Origin of the sequence: Geobacillus sp. C56-T3, from assembly GCF_000092445.1 — a bacterium.
GTDB lineage: Bacteria > Bacillota > Bacilli > Bacillales > Anoxybacillaceae > Geobacillus > Geobacillus thermoleovorans.
Genome location: NC_014206.1, coordinates 3,334,476 through 3,349,809, shown reverse-complemented (window position 1 = coordinate 3,349,809; position 15,334 = coordinate 3,334,476). Strand labels below are relative to the sequence as shown.

The following is a 15,334-nucleotide window of genomic DNA, read 5'->3' as shown; positions in this document are numbered from 1 at the left end:
ATGAATGGGGCAGCCTCGCTTTTTGCACGTTATTGTTCACTCGTGACCGTAACCGCCAACCCGTCCGCATCATAGGAAAGGGCAATCACAAGGCCGTCTTTGTGAAATACGAGTGCAGGCGGGTAGCCTTGGCCAGAATCGGACTGTTCATACTGGTTTCCAAATAGCGTGATGAGCTGTTGTTTCAGATTGTTGTAAATCGCTGTGAGCTGATCGTTTGTGTACTCCTTTCCGGCATCGAACGAGTAGCCGTAGAAGGCCAGCTTTCCGTTCTCAAATCCATAGACGAGCAGCGTATGATATCCGAAAAGAGAAGTCGAATAGACCCAGGCTTGGCCGCCGTCTATATTTTCTTGTAGGATAAATTTTGCGGTTTCCAACTTCTTGACTTGAGAAGCGGACATGCCGAGCTTGACTCCGCGGAACAGTTGCTCCATTTTGACTTGATTGAGTTTTGCTTTGGACGGCGTTTCGTATTTTACCCGGGCATCGCGATCGACATAATATCCGCCGCCTAAACCTAACATGCCAGGTTTAAACGTGTAAATGCGATAGACTCCACCGGCTTTTAACGTTTTTATGTAAACTTTCTTCTCTCCTTGCAACTTATAAAGCTCGGTATCTTTTAAAACGGTCAACTTGCCGATCTGTCCCTGCACCAATTCCATGCCGTTCCACCAAACTTTTGCTTGCGCATCGTGGGCGTGAAATGGCGACAGAAGGATTCCGGCGCTTAGCGCTGAGACTGTTAGAAATTTTTTTATGGTCTTCATAAAGTATGCTCCTCTCTTACAAAGATGGAAGAATAATATGATCCATTTTAACCGATCTTTCACTCTTTAGCCAAGTCCGTTGGAAATCTTGTTTGACGAAATGTTGACCTTTGCACCGCCAAAGCGGCCTCTTTTTCGTTGAAATCATTCTTTTTTCTCTTTTCTTTTGATGGAAAGGCATCTATGATGAAAGAAAAAGAGAAAGGAAGGAGCGGACGGAAGTGAGAAAATGGGTGCAGACGGTGGCAATCGGAATGCTGTTGGCTGCGGCCGGATGGCTTTGGATGCCGAGTTCATCAATGGTCAAGGCGGAGGATTGCGGGGAGCTTGTCGGAACGGAAAAAGTGTGGTGGGACGGCGTTGAACTGAAGCCCGGGCAAATCGGCCGGTTGACGGTCACAGCGCCGACAGAGCTATGGTTGTCGAACAAAGCAGTGAAGACGCTGCCAAGCGGCGCGGTGTATCGCGTGTACGCGCTAGGCGGCGGGTATTTCGAGGTCGGCCGAGGATATGCGATTAAGAACGATGCCCGCGTCCGCTATGAAACGCCGTCAAAAGAGAAATTGGCCGCTGCTTTATGCGTGCAGCAGGCGAAGGCAAACATGGCGGATGTCACGATGAACGGGGTGGCGATCGGCGACTCGCGCGCGAAGGTCGAAGCGATGTACGGCAAGGCGAAGCGGAAGACGAAAAACGCCTACGGCCTATATTGGGAGGCGTATGATCAGGGCGGTTACAAAAACTTTTTGATGGTGAGCTATGACCGTGATCGGGTGGCGGCGATGTACACGAATCAGCCGATTGTCCAAACGAAAAAAGGAACGGGCATCGGAACGGCGAAAACGGTGGTGGAAGCGCGCTACGGCCGGCCGCTTGCGGTGATTCAAAAAAAAGATGGCCTTTACAGCATCCAAAATGATGAATATGATACGTATCTTGTCAACGGCCGCTACGTCACCTTCTTTTATGACCGGTACAACAACAACCGGGTGGATGGCGTGCTTGTCGTCAATCGGGCGCTCGAGTATGAAAAGCCCGGGTTTTACGGAACGGCGACGGAGGAGCTGCGCACGGCCTATGAATATCAAATTTTTGATTTAGCAAACGCGGCGCGCCGCTTGCACGGGCTTCCGGCGCTCGCGTGGGATGCGAAGGCGGCGGCGGCCGCCCGTGAACATAGCGAAGATATGGCGGTCCATCACTACTTCTCTCATACGAACTTGCAAGGCCTGTCGCCGTTTGACCGCCTGAAGCGCCATGGCATCGCTTATCGCGTGGCGGGAGAGAACATCGCCTACGGACAATACGATGCGATTTTTGTCCATGAAGCGTGGATGCACTCGCTCGGTCATCGGCAAAACCTTTTATATCCGGACTTTACCCGCCTCGGCGTTGGGGTGGCGTTCAATTCATTTCATCAACCCTACTACTCTCAAGAGTTTTATACTCCGTGACCGCGGATGATGTTTTCGCTTCTACAGAGCGTCCCAACCTTGCTGGGACGTTCTTTTTTTTTTTGACTAAATAAATGGAAAAGGGTTCCCCTTTTTGTAGAAGTTTGTCGTATAATAGAATCAGTGTCAACAAAATGATAGAAAGAGAGGAAAATAGGACCAGTGGGAAAAGCGAAGAACATCATCCGCATTGGGATCGGGGCGGTGTTGGCCGCATGGACGGCGCTGCAGGCGGCAGAAGCGGATGCCGGAGCGAATGTCGTCTACTGGGAAGGCATGCGCCTCGTGCAGGGGCAAATTGGAAAATTGGAGATCGTGAAACCGATTAACCTATGGAAACGGGAAAACGGGGAGCTGACGTTTGTCCGCGTGTTGCAGCCTGGAGAACAGTACCGGGTGTATTCGTATGACGAGGCGTTTGGCGGCCAATACGGGGTTGGCGGTGGATATTACGTCACCAATATCAAAGGGCATGTCGTGTATAAAACGCCGTCAAAGGAGAAGCTGAAGCTTGTCAATCCTGGGCGGTACGGAGCGAAACAACTGGCGGTCGGCACGGTGGTAAAGGAGGTGTCGACGCGCATCGCCTCCGGGGTGGAAAAAGAGGAAATGGAAATCGTCGGAACGCGCGGCAAGCAGCATGTGTACAAGCTTGACATCGATACGTCGAATGAGAGGCTGGCCATTGAGACGGCGCTGTCCAATGATCAAGTGCTTGGCATTGAACCGGTGCTTGAGCAGGCAAAACGGTACGATGGCCGCGACGGAATCGTACTGGCGGCGGTGAACGGCGATTATTTCAAAGAGGATGGTTCGCCGACCGATTTGATGGTGCACCGTGGGGAAATTGTGATAACAAATACGACGCCGGCGGCGGAACGGACGATTTTTGGCATCAGCGCTGATGGGAAGCCGATGATTGGAAACCCAGATGTTCAAATTGGCGTTCGAATTGGAGAAGGAGGCTCATATCCCGTCGATGGCATCAACAAGCCGCGGCGCGCTCATCAGTTGATTTTGTACACCCCGTATTTCGCTGCCTCCACGAAAACGAACGCCCTTGGGACGGAAGTCGTGCTGACGAATGTACAAGGGGTGTTGAACGGGAATGGAACGGTCACCGGAACGGTGAAGAAAGTTGTAGTCGGTCAAGGCGATGAACCGCTCCAGCCTGGAGAGCTCGTGCTATCGGGCCACGGCCGGGCGAGCGACTATTTGCGGCAGGCGAAAGAAGGGGATGCGGTGGAAATTTCCCTTCAGTATGACCAGCCCGAATGGAGTGGGGTGAGAGAAGCGCTCGGCGGCCGATACCGGTTGGTGGCGGATGGAAAAGTGCAGCCGTTTTCGATCGAAGGAGTCCATCCGCGTACAGCCGTCGGCATTGACAAGAACGGAAATGTCATGCTCATCGTTGTCGATGGCCGCCAGCCTGCCCATAGCCAAGGAATGACATTGAATGAGCTGGCCAAGCTGATGCATGAGCTTGGCGCCGTCGATGCGATGACGCTCGATGGCGGCGGTTCTTCGACCTTTGTCGTCCGCCAGCCAAACGGGCAGCTCAAAGTCGAAAACAAGCCGTCTGATGGATTTGCGCGTCCGGTGGCGAATGCGCTTCTTGTTGTGTACAAAGAGACGCAAGAGAACGGGGAAAGCGAAGAAGTGCTTGATGATTTTGAGGCCGAGTCGAAGTGGAATGCATCGGGCGTCAACTATGTGGGGGCTGCGGTCGAGCGGACGACAGAAAAGGTGAGAGAAGGAAAGCAGGCGCTGAAAATTTCATATGATTTCCGCGGGATGCCAGGGACATCCGGCGTCTATGCTAGTCGGGAGGAAGCGATTTGGATTTCAAAACGGCCGCAAGCGATTGGCATGTGGGTGTATGGAGACGGAAGCGGCCATTGGCTGCGCGCCCAGCTGCGGGATGGAAGCGGGCGCCGCATCTGGATCGATTTTTCCCGCCATGTCGATTGGACTGGTTGGAAATATGTGCAAGCCGCTGTGCCTAGCGATGTCGCGCTTCCGCTCATGCTGGAGATGCCGGTGCGTTATATGGAAACGGAAGCGGGACGGAAAAACGCCGGAGCGATTTACATCGACGGCCTTCGCGCCATCTTCCGCTGATGCGCTCGCCTCCCCTGCTTGCCTAGAAGGATGGTGAATGAACAAGGGATGTTGCTCACTAATCGAGAAAGTCCTTGCATGCTGTTCTTCTAGGCATTTGCATTTCTCTGAAAAGTATTGTATATATGTGGATAGGCAAACCGCAAGGGAGGCAAAAGTTTTACGATGGACGAGCAAACATTGTTGGAGCAGTTGCGGAAAAATCCGCCGAAGCTGGTCGGAGGATATAAAAAACAAGGATGGGCGATCAAAGTGTTGGAGCGAATCGCCAATCCGGATGTGGAAGACGAAGGGGACGGCCGGGTGACGGCCAAAGCGGTGCTGTGGGCGCAAGACGGCACGTATTACCCGGCTTTTTTGACAATTGACCTCAATCAACAAGGAAGAGTCGTCGGCGTCTATTTTATCGCTGAAAACAAGGAGCAGTTCGATTTGATTCCGTTCGAATGGGCGAAAGAGTTTCTTGGCAAGCCAGAGCAGGAAATCGTTCCGTTTCGCTACCGGACGCTGAGCAAAATCGACGGCGACAAGCAGCAAACTCATTGGCCGGACTTTCGTTGATCAAGGCTGGCTCTGACAGTCAAAAAGGTGGCTGAAGAGTCGGCCTTATTTTATGCTTTGAAGGGCTTACGTTCGATTTTTTTCAGAACATATTTTCATTTTGTTTCTTTTCCAGTAAAATTGAAATACATGTTTCCTATTTTTATAGATAGCAGGTGAAAGTGTGAGGAGAAAACGGAGAAAAGCATTTTCCATCATCGGATGGCTGGCGGTGTTTTGGTTGTCGTTTTCGCTGTTGGCTGTTCAGGCGGAAGCGGCCCCGTTCCCAAGTGTGGAGCGGCTTGAACAGCATGCCGCCCAGCTTGAGCGGGCGATGAAAGCGGATCAATGGTCCAAGCCGTACCGTCTCTTCAACCAAGTCAAACGCGATTATGAGGCGGCAAAAAAAGAAGTGGCGCGCGTGCGTCCACAAACGGCAAGGGCGCAGTTGGAAAAACGGATCGCGGCCGGAGAACAGACGATGAAAAAGGCTTCCGCCTATATCAGCGCGGTCGAAAGCGGGGAGCGATTGCGCGCCTTGACGGCCAACGTCGACCGGGCGCTGCGGACGGGGGATGTGGATGTTGTGTACGATTCCTACGGTCCGCTGGAATATCAAATTCGCAAAACAGCGATTCTCATCGGCCGCGTTCCGGGAGCGTCGCTGCGCGAAAAGATGGAAGGATGGTTTCAACGCCCGGCTTTGGCTGTCAAGCTGCGTGCCTATGATCCCATCAATATTATGAAAGCCATGGACAAGCTGCTTGATGCGTATGATGAAGGGGATATCGCGCGGGCGGAGCGGTTGCTGTCGCTTTGCGACCGGTGGCTGCCAAACGTGGTGGATGCGGCGACGCGCAAGCAGCTGGCGGTGTATATCGATGATTTTAAAGCGCCGGTTGTCTTAGATGTCGATATCGAATAAACTGGCGCATGTCGGGAGAGGAGAGACGGATATGAAGGTGATTCAGCGATGGGCGGCGGCTCTTCTATTGCTTGCGGCTTCATTTTCGGTTTGGAGTCCGCCGGCGGAGGCGGCGACGGCTCCGGCGTCAACGAAGGTGCTCGAAGAAGTGCGGGAAATTGTCCGCCAGTATTATGTGGAACCAGTGAGCGATCAAGTGCTGAAGGCGAGCACCCCGCAAGATATTGTCAAACAGCTTGACCCGTATTCTGCCTATATGACAAAGGAAGAATACGAGGAATTTTTGAAGTGGATTGATATGGAGTCTGTCGGCATCGGCGTGATGATTGAGGAAGATGAGGACGGCGTCCACATCATGTCTGTCTTGGACAATGGGCCAGCCGCCCGCGCCGGACTGCAGCCGGGCGATGTGATTCAGGCTGTTGACGGGCAGCCGGTAACGAATGAGACAATGGAAAAAGTATTGAGCTTGATCGCAGGGGAAGAAGGAACGACGGTGGCCGTAACCGTTTGGCGGCCGTCGACCGAGGAAACCGTCAGCGTCACCATCAAGCGGGAAAAAATCGACTGGCCGAACGTGGAGTTCAAACGGCTGGCAGGGAATATCGGCTATATTCAGCTATATAGTTTTGATGAGACAGCGCCTGGTGAGATCGAACGCGCCATTCGCTCGTTAAGCGGGGTGAAAGGGTGGATTTTTGACCTCCGCGACAATCCGGGGGGATATGTGGAAACGGCGCAGCAAATCGCCGGCTTTTTCCCGAATGTGAAACAGGCGTTTCAGTTGCGCGACCGTTCGAATCACCCAGAAGTGTATGCCGCTGTCAAACAGCCGGTGCAAATGGCGGGTCCGATCCGGCTGCTTGTCAACGCGTCGAGCGCGAGCGCGTCGGAAATGTTGGCGGCGGCGGTGAAGGAGCAAAAGGCGGCCGTTTTGTATGGGCAACGGACGTTTGGCAAAGGATCGATGCAGGAAATGTTTGAGCTGTCGGACGGCAGCATGTTGAAGTTGACCGTCGCCCACTTTTTCTCGCCAAAAGGGACGCCGATTCATCACGTTGGGGTGAAGCCGGATGTGCCGACGGTTGTCGGTAAAGAGCTGTATGCCGCTCACCGCGATTTGCTGATTGGCCAGCTGAAAGGGTATCAGTCGCTCGGCAAGCTGCGCAACGCGCCGGTCGATAAGACGTTTGTCGTCCGCTTCTCTCGTCCGCTCGCCAATACCGCGGTAAGCGGAGTAAAATTGTATCAATTAGGTGGACAGGAAGCGGCGGTGACGGCGCAAATCCGCCGGGGGACGGAGCTTTTGATCAAACCGGCAGCGAAGCTGGCCAAAGGGCAGAGCTATTTATTGGTCATTCCGCCGGTGTTAAAAAGCAAAGACGGCGTGGCGATGAAAAAAGGCGCTTACATGGAGATTCAAACCGCTGCTTCTACGAAATAAGGCCCTCCCGTCCAGATGCGTTGGATAGCCGTCTGCTCTTGATGGTGCAAAGTTCGGCTGCTTCGACTAAGGCTCGGCTGACAACGGGAGCGCGGTCGTTTTGAACGGAACGATGCAAAGAAAGCTGGCCTCCATCGGTCGTTTGGCGACCATGGGGGCCAGCTTTTTGCCGATTACGTTTCGCTTGATTGCGTTTCTTGCCTTTCGCTCTGTGCCGGGGAGGATGGGATTGTCACCTTCCAGGACGTCCAATCCGGTTCTGCTTTGTGCAGCAATTCCGGTGGGAAGAGGAACGTCCATGGTTTGCTGGTGTGGGCTTTCACTTCCAGATGGCACGGAAATAATCCGCGGGCGACCATGTCGCCAGCATGATCCCGCACTTCAAGCGGGATTTGTTCAAAATGGATATGTTTGTCGCTGCCGTTGCGAATGAGCAACGTGACGGCTAGTTCACCGGAAGGCAGCTGTTTCGCTTCAATGCCCATGAAGTTCACCTCCCCGGGAGCGGGAGGCGGAACCGAGTCAACGAGGGCTTGCAGCTGTTGGTGCTGCTTGGCCGACAGCGCCTGCTCCCAGCTTTCCTCTAGGTCGAGCCGATGCCGCGGTGTCAGTTCAAAGGCGATCTTCCATCCATCTTGAGGCAACTGATCGACGAGCTTGTCCTCGGCGGCGAACAAAAACCGCCACGGGCGGGCCGTCATCGGCGGCAGCTCGCCGAAAGCGCTCATATCAAACTCTTTGCGGGCGATCGCCGTGCCATCCTCGTCAAGCAGCAACAGGCGGATTCGTTCAAAGCGAACCGGCTTCGGCAGCGTGTTGCGCAAAATGGCGACAGCGACAAACCCATCGTTGTATTCGACCAGCTTGACGCCGGAAATGGAAATTTGGTTTGGCTGAAGCGGCGGCAGCTGTTCGTGGTAAAAGCGATAGACGTACGTTTCCTCTGGAGACAGCTGCCAGTCCGGATGAAACGACAGCGTCGTTTTCGTTCCGCCCTCCGGCTGTTCGACATGCTGCGCCGGCAACTCGGCCTCCGGTTGCGTGCGTTGTTTTCGTCGGAAAATCATAGGGAACCTCCTTTACGAGGCGGCGTGCTGCGCCGCGGTTATGGTTCGTTCGCGGCGGCGGCCGCTTCGTCATCGATGACAAACTGGCTTTTCAAATAGTTCATGGCTGTGGTGCAAATGCCGGCGTCGATCGCTTGCTGCAGCGCGACGAATTCGCGGTAGGCGTCCATTTCAAAGGCGCGGTACGGATCCTCTTGGCCGTAGCTGCGCAAATGAATCCCCTCTTTCAATAAATTCAGTTGATTTAAGTGGCGAATCCAGTGGGCGTCGATGGTTTCGACCATCAAATGCTTAAGCCGCATCGTTTGTTCTTCGTCGCACGGAAGATCGGTGAGCGCCGCTTCAAGCGATTTGTATTCGTCCCAAACAAGCAGGGCGATTTCTTCTTTTTGCTTATGGCGAAGATCCTCAATCGGATAGACAAACTGGAAAAAGGCACGGCGCAGCTCGTTGTGCAGTCCTTCGATGTTCCACTCTTCAAACAAGACGTCTTCCGGGCAATAACGGTCGATCGTTTGCGTGATATAACGCTGAATGTGTCGAAGGAGCTCGGACAGCACCTCTGCTTGCTTCAGCGCCAAAACGCGGTCGCGCATATGGTAGATGACTTTGCTTTGTTGGTCGATCACGGTGTCCAATTTCAATAAATGCAAACGCGCTGAATAATGGGCGTTTTCGATCGTTGTTTGCACTTTTTGGACGAACTTGATCGGGTCGGGCGACACGATGAGCCCGGTTTCATCCGTCTTGACTTTGCTTCGCCATTTTTCCAGTTCCTCTTGATCGTACAGCCGAAATAAATCATCCTCCAGCGAAATGATAAACTGGGAAGACCCCGGATCCCCTTGGCGTCCTGCCCGGCCGCGCAGCTGCATATCAATGCGATGGCTTTCATGCCGCTCTGTGCCGATGATGTGCAGCCCGCCAAGTTCCTTGACGCCTTCTCCAAGCAAAATGTCGGTCCCGCGCCCGGCCATATTGGTTGCGATCATCACTTGCCCTTTTTGCCCAGCGGTCGCGATGATGCGCGCTTCTTCTTCCTCCGTTTTGGCATTGAGCAGGTGGTGAGGGATGCCTGCTTTCGAAAACGCTGCTGACAACCGTTCCGACTGTGCGACCGATGTCGTGCCGATGAGAACGGGACGGCCGATGGCATTCATTTTTTTCACTTCGTCAATAATTTTCCGTACTTTCGCCTCGTACGTCTGGTAGACGAGGTCGTCCCAGTCGGTGCGGCGGGATGGCCGGTTGGTCGGAATCGTAATAACGCGCAGCCGGTACGTTTGCCAAAATTCTTCTTTCGACGGCGTAGCGCTGCCGGTCATCCCGGCTAGCTTCTCATACATGCGAAAATAGTTTTGGATCGTAATCGTTGCTTGGATGTCGTTTTCTTCGGTGATTTCCACACCTTCTTTCGCTTCAATAGCTTGATGCAGGCCGTCGCTGAACGAGCGCCCTTCCATCACCCGGCCGGTGAACGGGTCAACGATCATCACTTTGCCGTTTTTGACGATGTAATCGACATCCCGCCGCATGATAAACCAAGCGCGCAGCGACTGCATCGCGTGATGGAGCAGCACGTGATGCTCCCAGTCGTATAGATTGTCGATGCCAAACGCCCGCTCGATTTTTTGCGCCCCTTCTTCGGTGAGGAAAATTTGTTTCGTCTCCAAAGACCGTTCATACTCTTTTCCTTCTTCAAAGGTGCGGACGATGCGCGCCATAATCGGGAACAATTCGGCTCCGATTCCCGATTTATTGGCGATAATGAGCGGGGTGCGCGCTTCGTCGATTAAAATGCTGTCGATTTCATCGATGATGGCGTAATACAGCGGGCGCTGCACTTTATCTTCGAGGCGGTACACCATGTTGTCGCGCAAATAATCAAAGCCGAACTCGGTGCCGGTGCCGTACGTGATATCGGCCGCGTACGCTTCTTTTTTCTCGCTGGCCGTCATTTGCGACACATTCAGGCCGACGGTTAAGCCGAGAAAGCGGAACACACGGCCCATTTGTTCGCAGTCCCGGCGCGCCAAATATTCGTTGGCTGTAATAATGTGGACGCCTTTTCCAAGGAGGGCGTGCAAGTAACTCGGCAAAGTGGCCGCCAATGTCTTTCCTTCCCCGGTCTGCATTTCGGCGATGTTTCCTTCATGCATCGCCAATCCGCCCATCAGTTGCACGTCGTAATGGCGCAGACCGAGCACGCGCCGCGCCGCCTCCCGGACGACGGCAAACGCCTCGGTTTTGATGTCATCGAGCGTCTCACCGCGTTCGAGCCGTTCTTTGAAGGCAACCGTTTTTTGGCGCAGTTGTTCATCGCTCAGCGAAGAAATGGTTGGTTCCCATTCATTGATTTGCGCCGCCAGCTTGGCAAGACGCTGCACTTCTCGCGCGCTTTCGTCAAATAGTTGCTTTACTTTTGCAAACATATGTCCATTCCTTTCCTAGACAGGCATGATTCACACCAAGTGCTCTAAAACCTAATTATAGCACAAGATGTTTCCTGTGGAGGGAGGATGTAAAATGTGGAATCGTCCGCCGGATTGGCGCTCGGAGCTTCTCGCGGCAAGGGAAAAAGAAATTTTCCATCCTTGGGGACAAAAAAGGGGTGTAAAAAAAGATTGATTTACTCATCGTATATGGTAACATAAAGATGATGTGTGTTTCCGCGATTTTATAAGGCCAAGGTGATTGCACATGAATATGGAAGCATTTGCCGCATGTTTGGCTTCGTTTATCACAGTATTGGTCATCACCCCGTTCGTGATCAAGCTCGCGGTCAAAATTGGCGCGGTCGATCGGCCGAACGGGAGAAAAGTGCATACAAAAGTCATGCCAAGGCTTGGCGGATTGGCCATTTTTATCGGTGTCGCCGTCGGCTATTTTGTCGGCGGGGTGTATAAAGAGCAAGTGACGGGGATGACGGTCGGCGCCATCATCATCGTGCTCGTCGGGATGCTCGACGATTTGTACGAGCTGTCGCCAAAAGTGAAGCTGGCCGGCCAGCTGCTGGCGGCGTTCGTCGTTGTTGCTTCCGGGCTGAAGGTCGATCTTTTGACCGTTCCGTTTGTCGGCACGTTTGAGGTGGGGCTGTGGAGCTACCCGATCACGATATTTTGGATTGTCGCGATTACGAACGCCATCAACTTGATCGATGGATTGGATGGATTGTCCGCAGGCATTTCCGCCATTGGAATTGCGGCCATTGCCGTCATGGCGGGCATGGCGGGCAAAATGCTCATTTTCACGCTCTGCTTGATCATCTTAGGCAGCGTCATCGCTTTCTTGTTTTACAACTTCCACCCGGCGAAAATTTTCATGGGGGATACCGGCGCGTTGTTTTTAGGATATGCGATTTCCGTCCTGTCGGTGCTAGGGCTTTACAAAAGCGTGACGCTCTTCAGCTTCGTCGTTCCGGTGATCATTTTGGGTGTGCCGATTTTCGATACGACATTTGCCATTATTCGCCGCATTGTGAATAAAAAGCCGATCTCGGCGCCGGATAAGTCGCATCTTCATCATCGGCTGCTGGCCCTTGGCTTTTCGCATCGCAACACGGTGCTGCTCATTTATGCGTTTGGCTTGATGTTTGCCATCAGCGCGATTTTGTTCTCCGCCTCGACGTTATGGCAGTCCATTCTCATTGTCTTTGCCTTGATCGTCTTCGGGGAACTGCTTGCTGAACTGATCGGCTTGGTCAATGATCAGTACAAGCCGTTTATGACCTTTATTCGCAAGCTGCTTCGGGGAAGCCGAAAAGTATACGGAAATGACCGATAAATAGCAAATGGGCCGTTTGTGTCATGAAAGGGACAAACGGCTTTTTTCAGGAATGGCCCGTCTTTGGAAAATTATACCCTTCTTTTTCGTTGTTTATGCAGCTTCTTCCGTTCCTTCGCTGATTTTTTTGCGGCAAGGCCAAGATTGCCACAAAACTGTCATTATATATTGACGCAAATGTGATAAACTAAACATGTTTATTCTATATATTTTTTGGATTTGGAGGAACTTGCGATGAATGTGCCAATGTTGGATTTAAGCGAACAGTATGAACAATTGAAGCTGGAGATCATGCGCGTATTGGATGAAGTGATGCGCTCCTCCCGCTTTATTTTAGGAGATTATGTCAAAAAGCTAGAAGCAGATATTGCCGCCTACAGCCGGGCTAGACATGGGATCGGCTGCGGCAACGGAAGCGATGCGATACATATTGCTTTGCAAGCGGCCGGCGTCGGGCCGGGCGATGAAGTCATCACGACGGCGTTCACCTTTTTCGCGACGGCAGGATCGATTGCGCGGGCCGGCGCCAAACCGGTGTTTGTCGATATCGATCCGGTGACGTTCAACATCGATCCAGCGAAAATTGAAGCGGCGGTGACGGAGAAGACGAAAGCCATCATCCCGGTGCATTTGTACGGGCAAATGGCGGATATGGAGGCGATTGCCGCGATTGCCAACCGGCACGGATTGGCGGTCATTGAGGACGCCGCCCAGGCGATCGGCGCGAAATACAACGGGAAATGCGTTGGCGAGCTTGGGACGGCGGCGACGTACAGCTTCTTCCCGACGAAAAACTTGGGCGCCTACGGGGATGGCGGCATGATCATTACGAATGATGACGAACTGGCCGAAAAATGCCGGGTCATCCGCGTTCATGGCAGCAAGCCGAAATATTACCATCATGTACTTGGCTACAACAGCCGCCTCGATGAGATGCAAGCGGCGATTTTAAGCGTCAAATTCCCGCATCTGGATCGGTGGACGGAACAGCGGCGCAAGCATGCGGCGACGTATACGCGCCTGCTCGAGGAGGCGGTCGGCGACCTTGTTGTGACGCCGAAAGAAGTCGACGGGCGCTATCATGTGTTCCATCAATACACGATTCGAGCGCCGAAGCGCGACGAGCTGCAAGCGTTTTTGAAAGAACAGGGGATCGCGACGATGGTGTACTATCCGCTGCCGCTGCATTTGCAGCCGGTGTTTGCTTCGCTCGGATACAAGGAAGGGCAGCTGCCGGAGGCGGAAAAAGCGGCGAAAGAAGCGCTGTCGCTGCCGATGTTCCCAGAGCTGAAAGAGGAGCAGCAACAGTACGTCGTCGAGAAAATCGCAGAGTTTTACCGTCATTTCGCTTGATCGTCCAACCGGCCAAAGGAAACGTCACTTGCGCACAGCAATGGCGTTTTCTTTGGCGTTGGATCATTTGTTTTGTTCACAACACTTTGTTATTTTATGATAAGGGATGGTGGCCGGATTGACGGCGGAAAAACGACCGTTTGTGCTATACGAATATTTGCGCTTTTTTTGGCAGCGAAAATGGTGGTTTCTTGTCGTTCCGCTTGCGACGATCGTGTTGACCGTCATCGCAGGGCGGCTTTTGCTGCAGGGGGAGAAGTATACGGGGAAAGCTGTCGTGTTTACCGGATCGATTGACGTAAAAGAGTTGACGGATCCGAAAAATATAGAAGCGAAGTTTCCAGATGTGAAAAACTTGGATGTCGTCGTTCCTGAAGAACAGTACGTGCAAATCACTGTCAAAGGCGACGATGAACAAGACGTGAGTCGAGAATTGAAGCTTGTTGTGTCGGAATACAGCCAGGGGCTCAAGCGCCATTCGCAAGAGCGGATTGATGTCACCACGAAATACTTGCATGCGCTGGAAGAACGGGAGCGCGCATTGCAGCAAAAAGTCGATTATTATAGCGAACAAATACAGTCGGGCCGCTTGAATCCGGAACAGCTCCATGACATCAGCGACTTGTTGGTTGAGTCGGAAAACAACTTGACTGAAGTGATGGAGCGTGTCAATCGCATCCGCGGCAATCTTGTCTTTTACGAAAAACCGGCCGTATTGTCGGAAACGGTGGCGAAATCGAAAACGTATACGGGGCAGCTGATGGCCGTCGGCCTTGTCCTCGGCCTGTTTTTGACGGTCGTTTGGCTCGTGCTTTGGAAGTATATATTGGACGCGAGGAGGTACTATTCTTCATGATCCGTTTTGCCATTGTCGGCATGGGGCATATCGCCAAAAAACATATCGATGCCATTGAAAAGGCGGACGACGCCGAACTGGCGGCGGTTTGCGACACGAACCCCGAACGTTTGCGCGACGTGTCGGATGTTCCTGTTTACACTGATATGGAGACGATGTTGAAGGAGAACGAACAGATCGATGTCGTCAACATTTGTGTTCCGTCTGGATTGCACGCGCGGCTGGCCAAGCTGGCGGCCCGCTATCGCCGCCATATCATTGTGGAAAAACCGATGGCTCTTCGCACAAGCGACGCTGAAGAGATGATCCGCGCGACGAAGGAATATGGCGTGAAGCTTGCGGTCGTCCATCCAAACCGCTTCCGTCCGGCGATTCGGAAGCTGAAAGAGGCGATGGAGCGCGGCATGTTCGGGAAACTGAGCCATGCGAACGCCACGGTGCGCTGGAATCGAAATCAAGCCTACTATGATCAGGCGGCGTGGCGGGGGACAAAAGAGTTTGACGGCGGCGTCTTGATGAATCAAGCCATTCACAATTTGGATTTGCTGCTTTGGCTGATGGGGCCGGTCAAGGCGGTGCAAGCGATGGCGGCGACAAGGCTGCGCAAGATTGAGACGGAAGACGTCGCGGCGGCGGTCGTCGAGTTTGAAAGCGGGGCGCTTGGCGTCATTGAGGCAGCGACGACGATTTATCCGCAAAACTTGGAGGAATCGATCTCCATTTTCGGCGAAACGGCATCGGTGAAAATCGGCGGCCGGACGGCCAACTTTATCGAAACGTGGGAAGCGGAAGGCGTCAGCGAGGAAGAACGGGCAAAGCTCATCGATGAGATCAACGCCGACCCGTTTGGCAAGCCGGGGCACCAATGGATCATTGAAGATATGGTGCAAGCGATTCGCGAAGACCGCGAGCCGATCGTCACTGGTTTGGACGGATTGGCTCCTGTTCGGCTGATCGAAGCGATTTTGCGTTCGGCGGAAACGGGGACAAGAGTGCAACTATCTGAGTAGAAAGGAAT

The 15,334-nt window shown here is 53.2% G+C and carries 12 protein-coding genes; 9 read left to right on the top strand and 3 right to left on the bottom strand.

The genetic code is table 11. The features are described 5' to 3' along the window. Positions 1–29: 29 nt before the first annotated feature. Positions 30–773, bottom strand: a complete 744-nt coding sequence (locus GC56T3_RS16625; RefSeq protein WP_013146470.1) for a hypothetical protein — start codon at positions 771–773, stop codon at positions 30–32. 221 nt (positions 774–994) lie between these two features. On the opposite strand from GC56T3_RS16625, the gene GC56T3_RS16620 reads away from it, so the two are divergent. The 5 genes from GC56T3_RS16620 to GC56T3_RS16600 all read left to right on the top strand — a co-directional run bounded on the left by GC56T3_RS16620 (position 995) and on the right by GC56T3_RS16600 (position 7,257). Continuing rightward, positions 995–2,227: a CAP-associated domain-containing protein gene (locus GC56T3_RS16620; RefSeq protein ID WP_013146469.1), complete on the top strand. Its 1,233-nt coding sequence runs from the start codon at positions 995–997 to the stop codon at positions 2,225–2,227. Positions 2,228–2,389: 162 nt separating this feature from the next. After that, on the top strand, positions 2,390–4,348 hold the full coding sequence (locus GC56T3_RS16615; protein ID WP_013146468.1) for a phosphodiester glycosidase family protein: 1,959 nt from the start codon (positions 2,390–2,392) through the stop codon (positions 4,346–4,348). Between the two features lie 165 nt (positions 4,349–4,513). Beyond that, complete coding sequence (locus GC56T3_RS16610) at positions 4,514–4,909, top strand: hypothetical protein (protein WP_013146467.1); 396 nt, start codon at positions 4,514–4,516, stop codon at positions 4,907–4,909. Positions 4,910–5,072: 163 nt separating this feature from the next. After that, positions 5,073–5,813: a hypothetical protein gene (locus tag GC56T3_RS16605; protein ID WP_013146466.1), complete on the top strand. Its 741-nt coding sequence runs from the start codon at positions 5,073–5,075 to the stop codon at positions 5,811–5,813. 31 nt (positions 5,814–5,844) lie between these two features. Further along, a complete protein-coding gene (locus GC56T3_RS16600) occupies positions 5,845–7,257 on the top strand; it encodes a S41 family peptidase (RefSeq protein ID WP_013146465.1) in 1,413 nt (470 codons plus the stop codon). 173 nt (positions 7,258–7,430) lie between these two features. On the opposite strand, the gene GC56T3_RS16595 is transcribed toward GC56T3_RS16600, so the two are convergent. Together GC56T3_RS16595 and secA2 are read right to left on the bottom strand one after the other, a co-directional pair. Next, positions 7,431–8,324 (bottom strand): accessory Sec system S-layer assembly protein, encoded by an 894-nt coding sequence (locus tag GC56T3_RS16595; protein ID WP_013146464.1) that lies wholly within the window; start codon positions 8,322–8,324, stop codon positions 7,431–7,433. Positions 8,325–8,362: 38 nt separating this feature from the next. Beyond that, complete coding sequence (gene secA2 / locus GC56T3_RS16590) at positions 8,363–10,756, bottom strand: accessory Sec system translocase SecA2 (RefSeq protein WP_013146463.1); 2,394 nt, start codon at positions 10,754–10,756, stop codon at positions 8,363–8,365. Positions 10,757–11,024: 268 nt separating this feature from the next. Here secA2 and GC56T3_RS16585 point away from each other — a divergent pair, with 268 nt between their 5' ends. The 4 genes from GC56T3_RS16585 (at position 11,025) to GC56T3_RS16570 (ending at position 15,326) form a co-directional block, all read left to right on the top strand. Beyond that, a complete protein-coding gene (locus tag GC56T3_RS16585; RefSeq protein ID WP_013146462.1) occupies positions 11,025–12,107 on the top strand; it encodes a glycosyltransferase family 4 protein in 1,083 nt (360 codons plus the stop codon). A 234-nt stretch (positions 12,108–12,341) separates the two neighbouring features. After that, entirely contained in the window at positions 12,342–13,460 is a 1,119-nt protein-coding gene (locus tag GC56T3_RS16580; protein WP_013146461.1) for a DegT/DnrJ/EryC1/StrS aminotransferase family protein, read from the top strand. Positions 13,461–13,578: 118 nt separating this feature from the next. Next, positions 13,579–14,316: an LPS biosynthesis protein gene (locus tag GC56T3_RS16575; protein WP_013146460.1), complete on the top strand. Its 738-nt coding sequence runs from the start codon at positions 13,579–13,581 to the stop codon at positions 14,314–14,316. Then, positions 14,313–15,326 (top strand): Gfo/Idh/MocA family protein, encoded by a 1,014-nt coding sequence (locus GC56T3_RS16570; RefSeq protein WP_013146459.1) that lies wholly within the window; start codon positions 14,313–14,315, stop codon positions 15,324–15,326. The genes GC56T3_RS16575 and GC56T3_RS16570 overlap by 4 nt, the downstream gene beginning before the upstream one ends. Positions 15,327–15,334: the final 8 nt, after the last annotated feature.